This window comes from Pseudomonas sp. NBRC 111119, assembly GCF_001320125.1.
GTDB lineage: Bacteria > Pseudomonadota > Gammaproteobacteria > Pseudomonadales > Pseudomonadaceae > Aquipseudomonas > Aquipseudomonas parafulva.
In genome coordinates, this window is sequence record NZ_BCAV01000005.1 from 1 (window position 1) to 15440 (window position 15440).

General features: G+C 64.1%; 13 protein-coding genes. 1 reads left to right on the forward strand and 12 read right to left on the reverse strand.

The window, feature by feature from the left end; translation table 11 throughout:
• Window positions 1-78 precede the first annotated feature (78 nt).
• The 7 genes from hutG to hutC form a co-directional block, all read right to left on the reverse strand.
• On the reverse strand, window positions 79-882 hold the full coding sequence (hutG, locus tag APH25_RS00875; RefSeq protein WP_060480763.1) for an N-formylglutamate deformylase: 804 nt from the start codon (window positions 880-882) through the stop codon (window positions 79-81).
• Between the two features lie 10 nt (window positions 883-892).
• Window positions 893-2098: an imidazolonepropionase gene (hutI, locus tag APH25_RS00880; protein WP_060480764.1), complete on the reverse strand. Its 1206-nt coding sequence runs from the start codon at window positions 2096-2098 to the stop codon at window positions 893-895.
• A gap of 15 nt (window positions 2099-2113) precedes the next feature.
• Window positions 2114-3517, reverse strand: a complete 1404-nt coding sequence (locus APH25_RS00885) for an amino acid permease (protein WP_060480765.1) — start codon at window positions 3515-3517, stop codon at window positions 2114-2116.
• A 64-nt stretch (window positions 3518-3581) separates the two neighbouring features.
• The gene (gene hutH / locus APH25_RS00890; RefSeq protein WP_156333123.1) at window positions 3582-5138 is read right to left on the reverse strand and encodes a histidine ammonia-lyase; all 1557 of its coding nucleotides are present in this window, start codon (window positions 5136-5138) and stop codon (window positions 3582-3584) included.
• Between the two features lie 82 nt (window positions 5139-5220).
• Complete coding sequence (hutU, locus tag APH25_RS00895) at window positions 5221-6894, reverse strand: urocanate hydratase (RefSeq protein ID WP_060480767.1); 1674 nt, start codon at window positions 6892-6894, stop codon at window positions 5221-5223.
• A gap of 248 nt (window positions 6895-7142) precedes the next feature.
• Window positions 7143-7745 (reverse strand): HutD family protein, encoded by a 603-nt coding sequence (locus APH25_RS00900; protein ID WP_060480768.1) that lies wholly within the window; start codon window positions 7743-7745, stop codon window positions 7143-7145.
• Window positions 7742-8452 (reverse strand): histidine utilization repressor, encoded by a 711-nt coding sequence (gene hutC, locus APH25_RS00905; protein WP_174435891.1) that lies wholly within the window; start codon window positions 8450-8452, stop codon window positions 7742-7744. Before hutC ends, APH25_RS00900 begins: the two co-directional genes overlap by 4 nt.
• A gap of 143 nt (window positions 8453-8595) precedes the next feature.
• Between hutC and APH25_RS00910 the strand changes: the two genes are divergently transcribed.
• Window positions 8596-9960, forward strand: coding sequence for a formimidoylglutamate deiminase (locus tag APH25_RS00910; RefSeq protein WP_060480769.1), 1365 nt, complete (start codon window positions 8596-8598; stop codon window positions 9958-9960).
• Window positions 9961-9992: 32 nt separating this feature from the next.
• On the opposite strand, the gene APH25_RS00915 is transcribed toward APH25_RS00910, so the two are convergent.
• From APH25_RS00915 to APH25_RS00935, 5 genes are all read right to left on the reverse strand, one after another.
• Window positions 9993-10565 (reverse strand): lipocalin family protein, encoded by a 573-nt coding sequence (locus APH25_RS00915; RefSeq protein ID WP_028631968.1) that lies wholly within the window; start codon window positions 10563-10565, stop codon window positions 9993-9995.
• Window positions 10562-10816 carry an outer membrane protein assembly factor BamE gene (gene bamE, locus APH25_RS00920; RefSeq protein WP_028631969.1) on the reverse strand — a complete coding sequence of 85 codons (255 nt, stop codon included), beginning with the start codon at window positions 10814-10816 and terminating at the stop codon, window positions 10562-10564. The genes APH25_RS00915 and bamE overlap by 4 nt, the downstream gene beginning before the upstream one ends.
• A gap of 229 nt (window positions 10817-11045) precedes the next feature.
• Window positions 11046-11642, reverse strand: coding sequence for a DUF924 family protein (locus APH25_RS00925; RefSeq protein ID WP_028631970.1), 597 nt, complete (start codon window positions 11640-11642; stop codon window positions 11046-11048).
• Between the two features lie 3 nt (window positions 11643-11645).
• Window positions 11646-12656, reverse strand: a complete 1011-nt coding sequence (locus APH25_RS00930; protein WP_028631971.1) for a class 1 fructose-bisphosphatase — start codon at window positions 12654-12656, stop codon at window positions 11646-11648.
• A gap of 189 nt (window positions 12657-12845) precedes the next feature.
• Complete coding sequence (locus APH25_RS00935; RefSeq protein WP_060480770.1) at window positions 12846-15296, reverse strand: glycogen/starch/alpha-glucan phosphorylase; 2451 nt, start codon at window positions 15294-15296, stop codon at window positions 12846-12848.
• Window positions 15297-15440: the final 144 nt, after the last annotated feature.

The following is a 15440-nucleotide window of genomic DNA, read 5'->3' on the forward strand; positions in this document are numbered from 1 at the left end:
CTCCCACAGAATGGGCTGCCCCACAAAAGTTGGACACCTCTCCCATTTTTGTGGGGCAGCCTAGAAAGCGCGGCGCGGCTAGCGCCCGTACCGCGCACGGCCCCAGTCCAGCATGGCCTGCAACAGGTCACGCAGCACGTGTTGGGTGGGCTGGGCCAGGTCCTCGCGGTAGTCGAAAGGCGCGTGCTCCTGCATGTAGGTGCTTTGCGCAAGCTCCAGCTGTACCGCATGGATATGCCCGGCCGGGTCACCATAGTGACGGGTGATATGCCCGCCCTTGAAGCGGCCATTGAGCACATGGCTGTAGCCTTGGGCTTGTGCACACACCGCTTCCAGCTGTTGCGCAAGGGTGGCATCGCAACTGGCGCCATTGAAGGTGCCGAGGTTGAAATCCGGCAGCGTGCCATCGAACAGATGGGGGATGCACGAGCGGATCGAGTGAGCATCCCACAACAGGGCGTAGCCAAACTGCACGCGCAGGCGCTCAAGCTCGCGCTGCAAGGTGCCGTGGTACGCCTGCCAGATCTGCCCAAGGTACTGTTGGCGTTGCTCGGCGGTAGGTGCCAGCCCGTCCTTGAACAGGGGCTGGCCGTCGAACAGCGTCGCGGGGAACAGGCCAGTGGTAGCCCCGGCGTACAACGGTTTGTCATCCTGCGGGCGGTTCAAGTCGATAACGAAGCGTGAGTACTCCGCCGCCAGCACACTGGCGCCCATTTCCTGGGCAAAGCCGTACAGCCTGGGGATATGCCAGTCGGTGTCCGGCAAGCCTTGCGCTGCATCGATCAGTCCGTCGCGCACCGCGCTGCTCAGGCGCAGGCCGGCATGGGGCATGCTGATCAGCAGCGGCAGGCGGCCTTGGTGAAAACTCAGTACCTGTTCCATGGGGCCTCGCTCAGTGGGTGATTTCTTGCCCGCTGCGCACGATGCGCTTGGGCAGGTCGCCGCCCAGCCAGTAGGCTAGGTCGGCGGGGCGTTCGATGTGCCAAGCAACGAAGTCGGCCACCTTGCCCGCTTGCAACGTGCCATGGCTGTGGCCAAGGCCCAGCGCGGTGGCGGCGTGCACGGTGACACCGGCCAGGGCCTCTTCAGGTGTGAGGCCAAAGCAGGTGCAGCCCATGTTCAGCATCAGGCGCAGTGACAACCCGGGCGAAGTACCCGGGTTCAGGTCGGTGGCCAGGGCCATCTTCACACCGTGGCGGCGCAATGCAGCCATCGGCGGCAACTGGGTTTCCCGCAGGAAGTAGAAGGCCCCGGGTAGCAACACTGCGACCGTTCCGGCGGCCGCCATGGCGATGGCGTCCTCTTCGGACATGAACTCCAGGTGATCGGCCGACAGCGCCTGGTAGCGGGCTGCCAGGCTGGAGCCGTGCAACGATGAGAGCTGCTCGGCATGCAGTTTGACCGGCAAGCCCAGTTCGCGCGCCGCGATGAACACGCGCTCTACCTGGGCGGGCGAGAACGCCAGGTGTTCACAGAAGGCGTCCACCGCATCCACCAGGCCTTCGGCAGCCAACGCCGGCAGCATGTGCTCGCAGATGTGCGTGATGTAATCATCAGGCCTGCCACTGTACTCGGGCGGCAGTGCGTGTGCGGCCAGGCAGGTAGCGCGCACGGTCAGCGGCAACGCCTGCCCCAGGCGCCTGGCCACGCGCAGCATCTTGCGCTCGCTGGCAAGGTCAAGGCCGTAACCGGACTTCACTTCCAGGGTGGTCACGCCGTCGCGCATCAGGGCCATGACCCGCTGACGGGCGCTGGCGAACAGCGCCTCTTCACTGGCCGCCCGGGTGGCCCGCACCGTACTGGCGATCCCCCCGCCCTGGGCGGCAATTTCAGCGTAACTCACGCCCTTGAGACGCTGCTCGAACTCGCCACTGCGGTTACCGCCAAACACGGCATGGGTATGGCAGTCGATAAGCCCAGGCGTCACCCAGGCACCGCCCAGGTCCACCGTGCGCTCGGGCATGGGCGCGGGCAGCTCGGCCTTGGGGCCCACCCATTCCACAAGCCCATCACAAGTGACGATGGCTGCGTCTTCGATCGCCGAATAATGGCCGTCGACCATGGTTGCCACGTGGCAGTGCTGCCAGAGGGTTCTCATGTACAGTCTCCTTTGCTAACGGTGCAGTTCGGCACGTTCCGCAACCGGCATGCCCTGCCCGGCGCGCGGCTTGCACCACAGCAGGTAGGACGCCACCAGGAACACCAGCCACACCAGCCCGACCAGCAATGCCGCCTGGGTGTCGGGGAAGTAGCCAAGCACACCGAAGATGAACACCATGAACGCGATCGCCATGGCCGGGCCGTAGGGCCAGAACGGAACGGGGAACTTGAGCTGGGCCATCTGCTCACGGCTCATGCGCCGGCGCATGGCAACCTGGGTCACCAGGATCATCAGCCAGACCCACACCGTGGCGAAGGTCGCGATGGAAGCAATCAGCAGGAACACGTTTTCCGGGATCAGGTAATTCAGCAGCACGCCGATCAGCAGCGCAGCGCCCATCACCACTACGGTCATCCAGGGTACTCCGTGCCGGGACAGGTGGCTGAACCCGCGTGGTGCATGGCCTTGCTGGGCCAGCCCATACATCATGCGGCCCGCGCCGAAGATATCGCTGTTGATGGCAGACACCGCCGCCGAGATCACCACGATGTTCAGCACCGCTGCTGCAGAGCCGATCCCCAGGTTGCTGAAGATCTGCACGAAGGGGCTGCCCTGGCTACCGATTTGCGGCCAGGGGTACAGGCACATCAGCACGAACAGGGTAAGCACGTAGAACAGCAGGATGCGCAGCGGCACCGCGTTGATCGCCTTGGGGATCACACGCTGCGGGTCCTTGGCCTCGCCTGCGGTCACGCCGATGATCTCGATGCCGCCAAACGCGAACATCACCACCGCGAAAGAAGCGATCAGGCCCCCTACGCCATTGGGCATGAAGCCGCCATGGTCGAACAGGTTGCCGAGGCCAACCGCATGGCCACTACCCACTTGGCTGAAGCCGAACGCCATGATGCCCAGGCCTGCCAGGATCATGGCGATGATGGCGCCGACCTTGAGCAACGACAGCCAGAACTCCATCTCGCCGAAGACCTTGACGTTGCACAGGTTCAGGCCGCCGATCAGGAAGACGATGCCCAGCACCCAGATCCAGCGGGCTACTTCCGGGAACCAGAAGCCCATGTAGATACCGAAGGCGGTCACGTCGGCGATGGCCACGATGACCATCTCGAAAGCGTAGGTCCAGCCGAGGATGAAGCCCGCCATGGGCCCCAGGTACGTGCTGGCGTAGTGGCCGAAGGAACCGGCCACGGGGTTGTGCACGGCCATTTCACCCAGGGCGCGCATGACCATGAACACCGCTGCGCCGCCGATCAGGTAGGCCAGCAGCACGGCAGGGCCGGCCATCTGGATGGCAGAAGCGGAGCCGTAGAACAGGCCGGTACCGATGGCGGAACCCAATGCCATGAAACGGATGTGGCGGGCACTGAGCCCGCGCTTGAGACCTTGAGCGTGTTGCATGTCACGTCCTTGAATTGTTTTTGTGGTCGTGAGGGCACGGGGCTGCTGCGCAGCCCCTCAGGCATTACAGGCTGGGCAGTACCCCCGCCGGCAGCAAACCGGTCAGGCTGCCTTTGGCCAACAGTTCCACAGCCTTTTCGATGTCCGGTGCGAAGAAACGGTCACGGTCATAGTGCGGTACTTCGCTGCGCAGCGCCTGGCGGGCCTGCTCCAGCTTGGCCGAGGTCTTCAGGCCCTTGCGCAGGTCCAGCCCCTGGCACGCGCCCAGCCACTCGATCGCCAGCACCCCACGGGTGTTTTCGGCCATCTCCCACAGGCGCTTGCCGGCTGCCGGGGCCATGGACACGTGGTCTTCCTGGTTGGCAGACGTCGGCAGGCTGTCGACACTGTGCGGGTGCGACAGCGCCTTGTTTTCGCTGGCCAGTGCCGCTGCGGTCACCTGGGCGATCATGAAGCCCGAGTTGACCCCGCCGTTTTCCACCAGGAACGGCGGCAGCTGGGACATGTGCTTGTCCATCATCAGCGAGATGCGGCGTTCGCTGAGCGAGCCAATTTCGGCAATGGCCAGGGCCAGGTTGTCGGCGGCCATGGCGACCGGCTCTGCGTGGAAGTTACCCCCGGAAACCACGTCGCCTTCGGCGGCGAACACCAGCGGGTTGTCCGACACGGCGTTGGCCTCGACTCCCAGCACCTCGGCGGCCTGGCGCAGCTGGGTAAGGCAGGCTCCCATGACCTGCGGTTGGCATCGCAGCGAGTAAGGGTCCTGGACCTTGTCGCAGTTTTTGTGCGACAGCGAAACCTCGCTGGCTTCGCCCAGCAGGTCGCGGAAGCAGGCTGCTGTATCGATCTGCCCGCGCTGGCCGCGCACTTCATGAATACGGGCGTCGAACGGCGAGCGCGAACCCAGCGCAGCCTCGACGCTCAGGGCACCACAGGCGATGCCAGCCGCATACAGGTCTTCGCCATGGAACAGGCCACGCAGGGCATAGGCGGTGGAGGCCTGGGTACCGTTCAGCAGGGCCAGGCCCTCTTTGGCCGCCAGGGTCAGGGGCTCAAGGCCGGCAACGGCCAGCGCTTCGGTTGCGGGTAACCACTGGCCGCGGTGACGGGCCTTGCCCTCGCCCAGCAGCACCAGCGACATGTGCGCCAATGGCGCCAGGTCACCGGAAGCACCTACCGAACCCTTCAGCGGAATGTGGGGGTACACCTCGGCGTTCACCAGGGCGATCAGCGCATCGATGACCTTGCGGCGAATACCCGAGAAGCCGCGGCTGAGGCTGTTGATCTTCAGTACCATGATCAGCCGCACCAGGGCATCGTCCAGCGGTGCGCCGACCCCGGCGGCATGGGACAGCACCAGCGAGCGCTGCAGGTTTTCCAGGTCGTGGCTGGCGATGCGGGTGGACGCCAGCAGGCCGAAACCTGTGTTGATGCCATAAGCGGTGCGGTCTTCGGCAATGATCTGTTCGACACAGGCCACGCTTGCGTCGATGCCGGCTGCAGCCCCCGGGTCGAGCTGCAGGCGTACGGGCGCGTCATGAATGGCACGCAGCTGGGCAAGGGTCAGGGCGCCGGGTTTGAGGGTAAGTTGGGTCACGTTGCTACTCCAGTCGCGGGGCATGGCGGGCGTGTCTGTCGGCGCCGGCGTGCCCCTTCTTGTTGTTCAGTATCACCCGCGAAGGGTGGGAGCCAAAGCGTGGCGGTCAGCCGGTGATCATCGGTAGGTCCAGGCCTTGCTCGCGGGCGCAGTCGATGGCGATGTCGTAGCCAGCATCGGCATGGCGCATTACGCCGGTGCCAGGGTCGTTGGCCAGCACCCGGGCGATGCGGGCGGCGGCTTCATCGGTGCCGTCGCACACGATGACCATGCCGGAGTGCTGGGAGAAGCCCATGCCAACACCGCCCCCGTGGTGCAGCGATACCCAGGTGGCACCGCTGGCCGTATTGAGCAGGGCGTTGAGCAGCGGCCAGTCGGAAACGGCATCGGAACCGTCGCGCATGGCTTCGGTTTCGCGGTTGGGGCTGGCTACCGAGCCGGAATCCAGGTGATCGCGGCCAATCACGATGGGCGCCGACAACTCGCCGCTGCGGACCATTTCGTTGAACGCCAGGCCCAGCTTGGCGCGCAGGCCCAGGCCCACCCAGCAAATGCGGGCTGGCAGGCCCTGGAAGCTGATGCGCTCGCGGGCCATGTCCAGCCAGCGGTGCAGGTGGGCGTCGTCGGGGATCAGTTCCTTGACCTTGGCATCGGTCTTGTAGATGTCCTGGGCATCGCCAGACAGCGCGGCCCAGCGGAACGGGCCGATGCCGCGGCAGAACAGCGGGCGGATGTAGGCCGGGACGAAGCCCGGGAAGTCGAAGGCATTGGCAACGCCCTCTTCCTTGGCCATCTGGCGAATGTTGTTACCGTAGTCGAAGGTGGGAATGCCCTGCTTCTGGAAGTCGAGCATCGCCTGCACATGCACGGCCATGGACTGCTTGGCCGCCTTGACCACGGCAGCCGGCTCGGTCTGGGCGCGGTCACGGTACTGCTCCCAGCTCCAGCCTGCGGGCAGGTAACCGTTGAGCGGGTCGTGGGCGCTGGTCTGGTCGGTTACCATGTCCGGGCGTACGCCGCGCTTCACCAGCTCGGGCAGAATTTCAGCCGCGTTGCCATGCAGGGCGATGGAAATGGCCTTGCCCTCGGCGGTATAGCGGGCGATACGGGCCAGAGCGTCGTCCAGGTCGGTGGCCTGTTCATCCACATAGCGGGTTTCGAGGCGGAAATCGATACGGCTCTGCTGGCATTCGATGTTCAGCGAGCAGGCGCCGGCCAGCGTAGCGGCCAGGGGCTGAGCACCGCCCATGCCGCCCAGGCCGGCGGTAAGCACCCATTTGCCTTTGAGGCTGCCGCCATAGTGCTGGCGGCCTGCTTCGACGAAGGTTTCGTAAGTACCTTGGACGATGCCTTGGCTGCCAATGTAGATCCAGCTGCCTGCGGTCATCTGGCCGTACATGGCCAGGCCCTTGGCATCCAGCTCGTTGAAGTGTTCCCAATTGGCCCAGTGGGGGACCAGGTTGGAGTTGGCGATCAGCACGCGGGGCGCGTTGCTGTGGGTCTTGAACACACCCACGGGCTTGCCCGACTGCACCAGCAAGGTTTCGTCGTCTTCCAGGCGGGTGAGGGTTTCGACGATCTTGTCGTAGCAGGCCCAGTTGCGCGCAGCACGGCCAATGCCGCCGTAAACCACCAGTTCCCTGGGGTTTTCTGCCACTTGCGGGTCCAGGTTGTTCATCAACATGCGCAGCGGTGCTTCGGTCAACCAGCTCTTGGCGGTGAGCTTGTTGCCACGGGGGGCACGGATTTCAACGTCACGGTATTTGTTGTTGTCAGTCACGGGAAGGTCCTCTGCGGTCGTCCGCGGGCAGATGTGTCATGGCGGGTATACAAACACATCTTTACTTGTATGTACAAGCATGGACAACCAATATTTCTAGATGACGCTAGCGGCCTCACGGTGCTTTATCGACGAATGTGATTGGGCTGGGAGGTGTTCGGCTTTCCAGGTGCAGCGCCTGGGAGATCGAGCGCCGCACGCGCGGCGCATCGCGAGCTGCGCTCGCTCCTGCGTTTGTTTCGGGCCAATTATTGCCTTGGGGGTTGTAGGCAAAGGTGGTCACGCCCGGTGAGCTCGATCAAGCAACACCGCCCCTGCACTTCCAGTTCCTGCAACCCTTCCCCAGGCTCCAGCCGCAAGCAGTCGTACAAATCCAACCGCTGCGTGTTCGCGCCTGGGACCGCTACTTGCACCACGCTGGCGGCGGCAAACAGCAGTATCAAAGACGCCGAGCTGTAAAGCCGGGTGGTGCCCTCCAGCCATTGCAGCCGTGCCTGATACCGCAGCGGGGCATAGATCAGGTTGAAGTCACGGATAGCGCCACCCAGCAGCGTGCAACTCACCTGGCTGGCGCCGTTGAAAGCAAACGCATCGAACGGCAACAGCGGTCGGCTGGCCTGCCCGTCCACCAGCAGGCGCATGCCCTCGCCCTGCAGCACGGTGATGACCCGTTGATAACCGGCGAAGGCAGAAAAACCACCGGACGCCTCGATATCAGCAATCGACAGCCGCCAGCCAAACCCCTCCAGGCCCTCGCCATCGTCGCGGGCGATTTCTTCGGTGAAACCGCCGCCGTTCTTCCAGGGCATGCGGGGGTAGTCGCGTGCGCGCAACACCTGCAAGCGGCTCATTTGCTGAATCGCCCTTCCAGGCGATGACGTGAGCCAGGGTGAATCAGCCGTGCAGCCGTGACCGGCTGCCGACCCGACCAGGTGCGGCGGCGAATGAGCAGGCAAGGTTCGCCACGCTCGATCTGCAACAGGCGGCACTCCTCAGGCTCGGCAAGAATCGCCTCCACCACGTGCTCGCCCTCGGTCAGTGGCGCGACCTGCGACAAATAGGCGTAAGGCGTCTGCCGGGTGAAGTCCTGTTTCAGGTAGTCCGGCGCGATGGCCGCGTTGACGTAGCGGTCCTCGATCTGCACCGGCGTGCCGTTCTCGAAATGCACGATCAGCGAGTGGAACACCCGCTGGCCCTCACGCATGTCCAGGGCCAGCGCCCGCTCGGAACCCGCCGCCTCTTCGGCCAAGGTAATCACCTGGCAGCTGTGCTGGTGACCACGGGCGGCGATTTCGTCGGCAATGTTGTTCACTTCGAACAGCGCCGAACGCCCCTTGGGCTCGGCCACGAAGGTGCCCACGCCCTGCATGCGCACCAGCAGGCCCTCGGCGGTAAGCTCGCGCAAGGCGCGGTTGATGGTCATGCGGCTGAAGCCCAGTTGGTTGACCAGCTCGCTCTCCGAAGGCACGCGGTGATGCGGCGGCCAGCTGCCATTGTCGATCTGCTGGGCGATCATCTGCTTGACCCGCGCATACAGCGGCGCCGGGCCCTCGCCCATCTGGGCAACCAGCGCGGAGACAGGAGGTGTCGGCACGGCGTGGATCCTTGTCGATAGAAATGAACGGTAGCTTGCCGCAGTTTACCCGGCAGGCAAACAGCTGTATATGTATATACAAGCTAATAACAACAGGATTTCTGCCGATGTCCACCTACTTTGCCGAGCGCGCCCTGCTGCCCACCGGCTGGGCCCGCGACGTGCTGATCGAGGTGGCCAGCACTGGCCACATAGCCCGCATCGAGGCTGGGGCATCGCCCGCGGGTGCCGAGCAGGTGAAGGGGCCGCTGCTGCCCGGCATGCCAAACCTGCACTCCCACGCGTTTCAACGGGCCATGGCAGGCCTGGCGGAAGTGGCAGGCAACCCCAATGACAGCTTCTGGACCTGGCGCGACCTGATGTACCGCCTGGTCGGGCAGATCAGCCCCGAGCAATTGCAGGTCATCGCGCGCCAGTTGTACATCGAAATGCTCAAAGCCGGTTATACCTCGGTCGCTGAATTCCACTACGTGCACCATGCCCCATCCGGCCAGGCTTACGACGACCCGGCCGAGCTGTCCCGGCGTATCAGCGCAGCGGCAGCCGACAGCGGTATCGGCCTTACCTTGTTGCCGGTGCTTTACAGCCACGCAGGTTTCGGCGGCCAGGCACCGAGCGAGGGGCAGCGGCGCTTCATCAACACCACCGGGCACTACCTGGAACTGCAATCGCGGCTGGCCCCGCTGATGGCAGCGCAACCCGCGCAGCGCCTGGGCCTGTGCTTCCATTCGCTGCGGGCAGTAACGCCTGGGCAAATCGCCGATGTACTGGCCGCCAGCGACCCGCACTGCCCGGTACATATCCACATCGCCGAACAACAGAAAGAAGTGGACGACTGCGTAGCCTGGAGCGGCCTGCGGCCGTTGCAATGGCTGCATGAGCATGTGCAGGTGGACCCGCGCTGGTGCCTGGTACATGCCACCCATGCCGAGCCCCACGAGGTCACCGCCATGGCCCGCAGCGGCGCAGTGGCCGGGCTATGCCTGACCACCGAAGCCAACCTGGGTGACGGGATATTCCCGGCGGTGGATTACCTGGCCCAGGGCGGGCGCCTGGGTATCGGCTCGGACAGCCACGTATCACTGAGCGTGGTGGAAGAACTGCGCTGGCTGGAATATGGCCAACGCCTGCGTGACCAACGGCGCAACCGCTTGTATGGCCGCGAACAACCCATGGTGGGCCGCACACTGTACGACGCGGCGCTTGCAGGTGGGGCCCAGGCGCTGGGGCAACCCGTTGGCGAACTGGCGGTAGGCAAACGCGCCGACTGGCTGGTACTGGATGGGCACGACCCTTACATCGCAACCGCGAACGGCGATGCCATTCTCAACCGCTGGCTGTTCGCGGGTGGCGACCGCCAGGTACAGGACGTGATGGTCAACGGCCAGTGGGTGGTGCGCCAGGGCCATCACGCCCAGGAAGAGGCCAGTGCACAGGCCTTTACCCAGGTGTTGCGCGAACTGTTGGGTTGAATGCAGCGGGGCTGCCTGGCAGCCCCACCCCGTCAATGCATCTTGACGATCTGCTGATCGGAAGCGCGCCAGACCAGCCGGCTGGTGTCATAACCCTGCTGGCGTGCCTTGGCCAGCAAGCTCTCCCGCTGCCAGGCCGGCAGGCTTTGCGTGCGTGACAGAATCCACAGGTATTTGCGGTCCGGGCTGCCGACGATCGCGGTGCGATAGCGGTCGTCTACGTACAGAATCCAGTAGTCGCCCTTGGCTACGCCCGGTACCAGCTTGGTGAACCAGTTGTCGAACTCTACCCACAGCTTGTCGGTGTGGCCGGGCTCCTGAACCGTGGCATGGCCTTCGGCGCGCAGCCACTCATCGCCCATCGTGCGGCAACGGTTGAGTACGCCAAAGGTGCCGTCCGGCTTCAGGTTGTAATGGGCTTCGGACTGCTCGCAACCAGCCTGGTAGCGCATGGGCAGGCGCGCCAGCTCATACCACTTGCCCTGGTAACGCTTGAGGTCGACATTGCCAGCTGTCTTGGGCGCCAGCGGATCATGCGCAGAGCCGGCGCACCCCCCCAGCAACATGGCCAGGCAGACACCGATCAGCAGGTACAGACGCCTCATTTGAGACCCTGCCCGGAGTACATCAGCACTTTGTCGGAGGCGTACTGCACGCTGATGAAACTCTTCTCGTCGCCCCAGGTACAGCTGCTCATGCCCAGCGCGCCGGAGCACTCGGTAGGCGTGCCGAGCAACTGCTCGACCTCGGCCTTGTTCATACCGGCCTTGAGCCTGGAATAGTTTTCCTGGTTGATCTTGCTGCAGGCGGCCAGAACGACGCACAGCGACAACAGGGCGAGGGAACGCAACGACATGAGGGACACTCCTGACAATGGACACAGGCGAGTGGCCTGCAGTGGCCTTCGACGGGAAAAACGGTCCCAGGTTCCCTGATGCAGTGCTGCGGTGCGCACCAGGTAGGGGGGCGCGAGCGCAGGTCGCGATGGGCTGCGCGGCAGGCCCTGCGATATCGGCGTTTTTTTATGGGAAAGGGGGCGCTGTGCGCCCCATCGCGAGCTGCGCTCGCTCCTACGACGGCGGGGGTCAGAAGCGGGAGCCGGGCTCCAGCAGGAAGTCCATCTCTTCGCTGGTACTCGGCCGCTCCAGCACCAGGTTGCGGTGCGGGAACCGGCCAAAGCGCTCGATCACACGCTGATGCTGCTCGGCGTAATCCAGAAACCCTTCGAACAGCCGGCGGTTGGGCTCAGGCTGCTCTTCCAGCAGCATCTGATAACGCTCCACGCACAGGTTCTGCCAGTCCAGCACTTCGGCATGCTCCAGCACCAGCAGCACGAACACCCGCTGGATAGGCAGCAACTGGTAATCCCAGCCCTTCTGCAAGCCCTGCATGGCCACCACCTGGGCACGGCGATCGCCCTCGAAAGCACGCGGCGTATCGCGGTAGAGCATGCGTGGCAACTGGTCCAGCAGTATCAGCAGCCCCAGCCAGCCCTGCGGGCTTTGCTGCCACTCGTCGAGCCCGCCCGCCAGGGCCTGCTCCACGAGTTCGCCGAAAAGCGCATGCGCCTCGGCATCGTGCTGCTTGCCGAACCACTGCGCGCTTTTCTCGTCAGCCACGGCCTGGGCATTGCTGCCCCAACCGAACCACCACTCCAGCAACGGCTGCCAAGGTGCGAGCATGACTTACTCCTTGTGGTAGGCGGTTACGCGCTCGACCTCTTGCTTCGAGCCGAGGATCACCGACACACGCTGGTGCAGGCTGTCTGGCTGAATATCGAGGATGCGGTCGTAACCGTTGGTGGAAGCGCCGCCGGCCTGTTCGATGATGAACGACATCGGGTTGGCTTCGTACATCAGGCGCAGCTTGCCCGGCTTGCTTGGGTCGCGGGCATCACGCGGGTACATGAACAGGCCGCCACGGGTCAGGATGCGGTGCACGTCGGCAACCATCGAGGCGATCCAGCGCATGTTGTAGTTCTTCTTCAACGGCCCGGTTTCACCCGCCAGCAGCTCGTCCACATAACGCTGTACCGGGGCTTCCCAGTGGCGCTGGTTGGACATGTTGATGGCGAACTCCGCGGTGGTTTCAGGCACCTGGATGTTCTCGTGGGTAAGCACGAAGCTGCCCAGCTCACGGTCGAGGGTGAAGCCTTTTACGCCGTTGCCCAAGGTCAGGATCAGCATGGTCTGCGGGCCATAGATGGCGTAACCCGCCGCAACCTGCTGGGTGCCTGGTTGCAGGAATGCGTTTTCGTTCAGGGTTTCGTTCTGGCTCAGGTACTCGGTTGGGCAACGCAGTACCGAGAAGATGGTGCCCACCGACACGTTGACGTCGATGTTGGACGAGCCGTCCAGCGGGTCGAACACCAGCAGGTAAGCACCCTTGGGGTAGCGCCCCGGGATCTGGTAGGCGTTGTCCATTTCTTCGGACGCCATGCCGGCCAGGTGACCGCCCCACTCGTTGGCTTCAAGCAGGATATCGTTGGAAATCACGTCCAGTTTCTTCTGGACTTCGCCTTGCACGTTTTCGGTGCCCATGCTGCCCAGCACGCCGCCGAGGGCGCCCTTGGACACGTGGTGGCTGATTTCCTTGCACGCACGCGCCACCACTTCGATCAGGAAGCGCAGATCGGCAGGGGTATTGTTGCTGCGGGTCTGCTCGATCAGATAGCGACTCAGGGTAACGCGGGACATGTATGGCTCCGAATGGATTGGGGATGAAAACCCACGCAGTTTACAGGGAGAGTGACAGGCTAGCGAGTCATGAGACTCGCCACGGCTGTCAGACGGCACATCAGGTCGGTAGTTCAGCGGCCGCCAGGCCGGTGGTCGGCATCCGGGCCTTCGCGGGTTCACCCGCGAAAGGGCCGAGGCAGCAGCCGATCACTCCAGCGCCTTCCAGATGTCGGTCGCATACTCCCTGATGGTGCGGTCCGACGAGAACCAGCCCATGCGCGCCGTGTTCAGCACCGCCATGCGCCACCATTGCTGCGGCTGGTGCCACAGGTCCTCGACACGCTGCTGCGCATCCCAGTACGCATCGAAGTCGGCGCACACCAGGAAGCGGTCGTAACCCACCAGCCCATCGATCAACCCCACGTAGCGCGACGGATCATCCGGCGAGAACACCCCACCGCGGATCGCCTCCAGCACATTGCCGAGGCGGCCGGATGCTGCAATGTCCTGCTCCGCGCCAAAGTCTCCGGCACGCTTGCGTGCCTCCACCTGCTGCGCGGTAAGGCCGAAGATGAACATGTTCTCGGCCCCCACCTGCTCACTCATCTCCACGTTGGCGCCATCCAGCGTGCCGATGGTCAGGGCACCGTTGAGCCCGAACTTCATGTTGCTGGTACCGGACGCTTCGTAACCGGCGGTGGAGATCTGCTCGGACAGGTCCGCCGCCGGGATGATGCTTTCGGCCAGGCTGACGTTGTAGTTGGGCAGAAACACCACCTTGAGCCGGCCATGCACCGTGGGGTCGTTGTTCACCACCCGGGCGATGTCGTTGGCCAGCTTGATGATCAGCTTGGCCTGGTGGTAGCTGGCAGCGGCCTTGCCGGCGAAAATCTTAACCCGGGGCACCCAGTTGGTGCTGGGGTCGTTACGCATGGCCTGGTAGAGCGCCACGGTGTGCAGCAGGTTGAGCAACTGCCGCTTGTACTCGTGGATGCGCTTGACCTGCACGTCGAACATGGCCTCGGGGTTCACGGTAATGCCGAGGCGGTCCTGGATGATGCTGGCCAGTGCCCGCTTGCTGTGCAGCCGCTGGGCGGCGAACTGCCGGCAGAAGCTGGGCTTGTCCGCAAAGGGCACCAGGCCGGCCAGGCGTCCCTCGGGGTCGTCCAGCAGCTCCGGCCCGAGTGCCTCCACCAGCATGCCGGTCAGCTGCGGGTTGGACTGGTACAGCCAGCGGCGGAACGTGATGCCGTTGGTCTTGTTGTTGATGCGGTCGGGGTACAGCTTGTGAAGCTCGGCGAACACCGTGCTCTTCATCAGTTGGCTGTGCAGCGCCGACACGCCGTTGACGCTGTGCGAGCCCAGGAACGCCAGGTTGCCCATGCGCACCCGGCGGCCGTTGTCTTCCTCGATCAGTGACACGGCCCGCAACACGTCGAAGTCATGGGTGCCTTTGGCCCGCAGGGCATCGATGTGGTAGGCGTTGATCAGGTAGATGATCTGCATGTGCCGCGGCAGCATGCGTTCCATCAGCGCTACCGGCCAGGTTTCCAACGCCTCGGGCAGCAAGGTGTGGTTGGTGTAGGCCAGGGTGCCTACGGTCAGTTCCCAGGCGGTATCCCACGGGATCTCGTGCTGGTCGACCAGCAGACGCATCAATTCGGCAACCGCAATGGACGGGTGGGTGTCGTTCAGCTGAATGGCCGCGGCATCGGGCAGGTTGAGCAGGCTGTCGTGCATGTTCAGGTGGCGGCGCAGCAGGTCCTGCAACGAAGCCGATACGAAGAAGTATTCCTGGCGCAGGCGCAGTTCCTGCCCCGCTTCGGTGCTGTCGGCCGGGTAGAGCACCCGCGAGATGCTTTCGGCGCGGGCCACTTCGGCCACTGCACCCAGGTGGTCACCGGCATTGAAGCGCTCCAGGTGCAGCTCTTCCAGCGCCCGCGCACGCCACAGGCGCAGGGTATTGACGCTGGAACCGCGCCAGCCCACTACGGGTGTGTCGTAGGCAACTGCCCGCACGGTTTCACCCGGCGTCCACACCTGGCGCGCATTGCCATGGGCGTCGTGCAGCGTTTCGACGCTGCCACCAAAACTGATCGGGTAGATCACTTCGGCCCGCTCGAACTCCCAGGGGTTGCCGAAATCCAGCCAGTTCTCGGTCTGCTCCTGCTGCCAGCCGTCCACCATCGCCTGCCGGAACAACCCGTGCTCGTAGCGGATGCCATAGCCATGCGCAGCGATGCCCAGGGTCGACATGCTTTCCATGAAGCACGCCGCCAGGCGGCCCAGGCCGCCGTTACCCAGCGCGGCATCCGGCTCGAGCAGGCGAATGCGCTCCAGGTCCACGTCCAACCCTTCCAAGGCATCACGGGCGATGTCCAACAGGCCGAGATTGCTCAGGCTGTCGTAGAGCAGACGGCCGATGAGGAACTCGAGGGAGAGGTAATACACCCGCTTCTGGCTGCGTCGGTACGACTGCCGCGTGTGGTCCATCCAGTGGTCGACCATGTGGTCGCGCGCCGCCAGGGCAATGGCTTCGAACCAGTCGTGGTCAAAGGCATGCTCCGGGTCTTTGCCGACCGCGTAGGTGAGTTTATCCAGCACTGCGGCGCGAAAATCCGCGACTTCAGCGTCTCGAGCGTTGGGTTCCTGGGACATGCGGCATCCTCGGGCGAGTAGACGAAAGCGGAATGCAAATGTTGAGCCTAGACGCTTCGACCGAACACCACGGCCAGTGTTCGCGATTTTCATCAGGCACACTGCATTTGGTCAAAAGGTTGTTCATAAATTGAGCGATTCCGG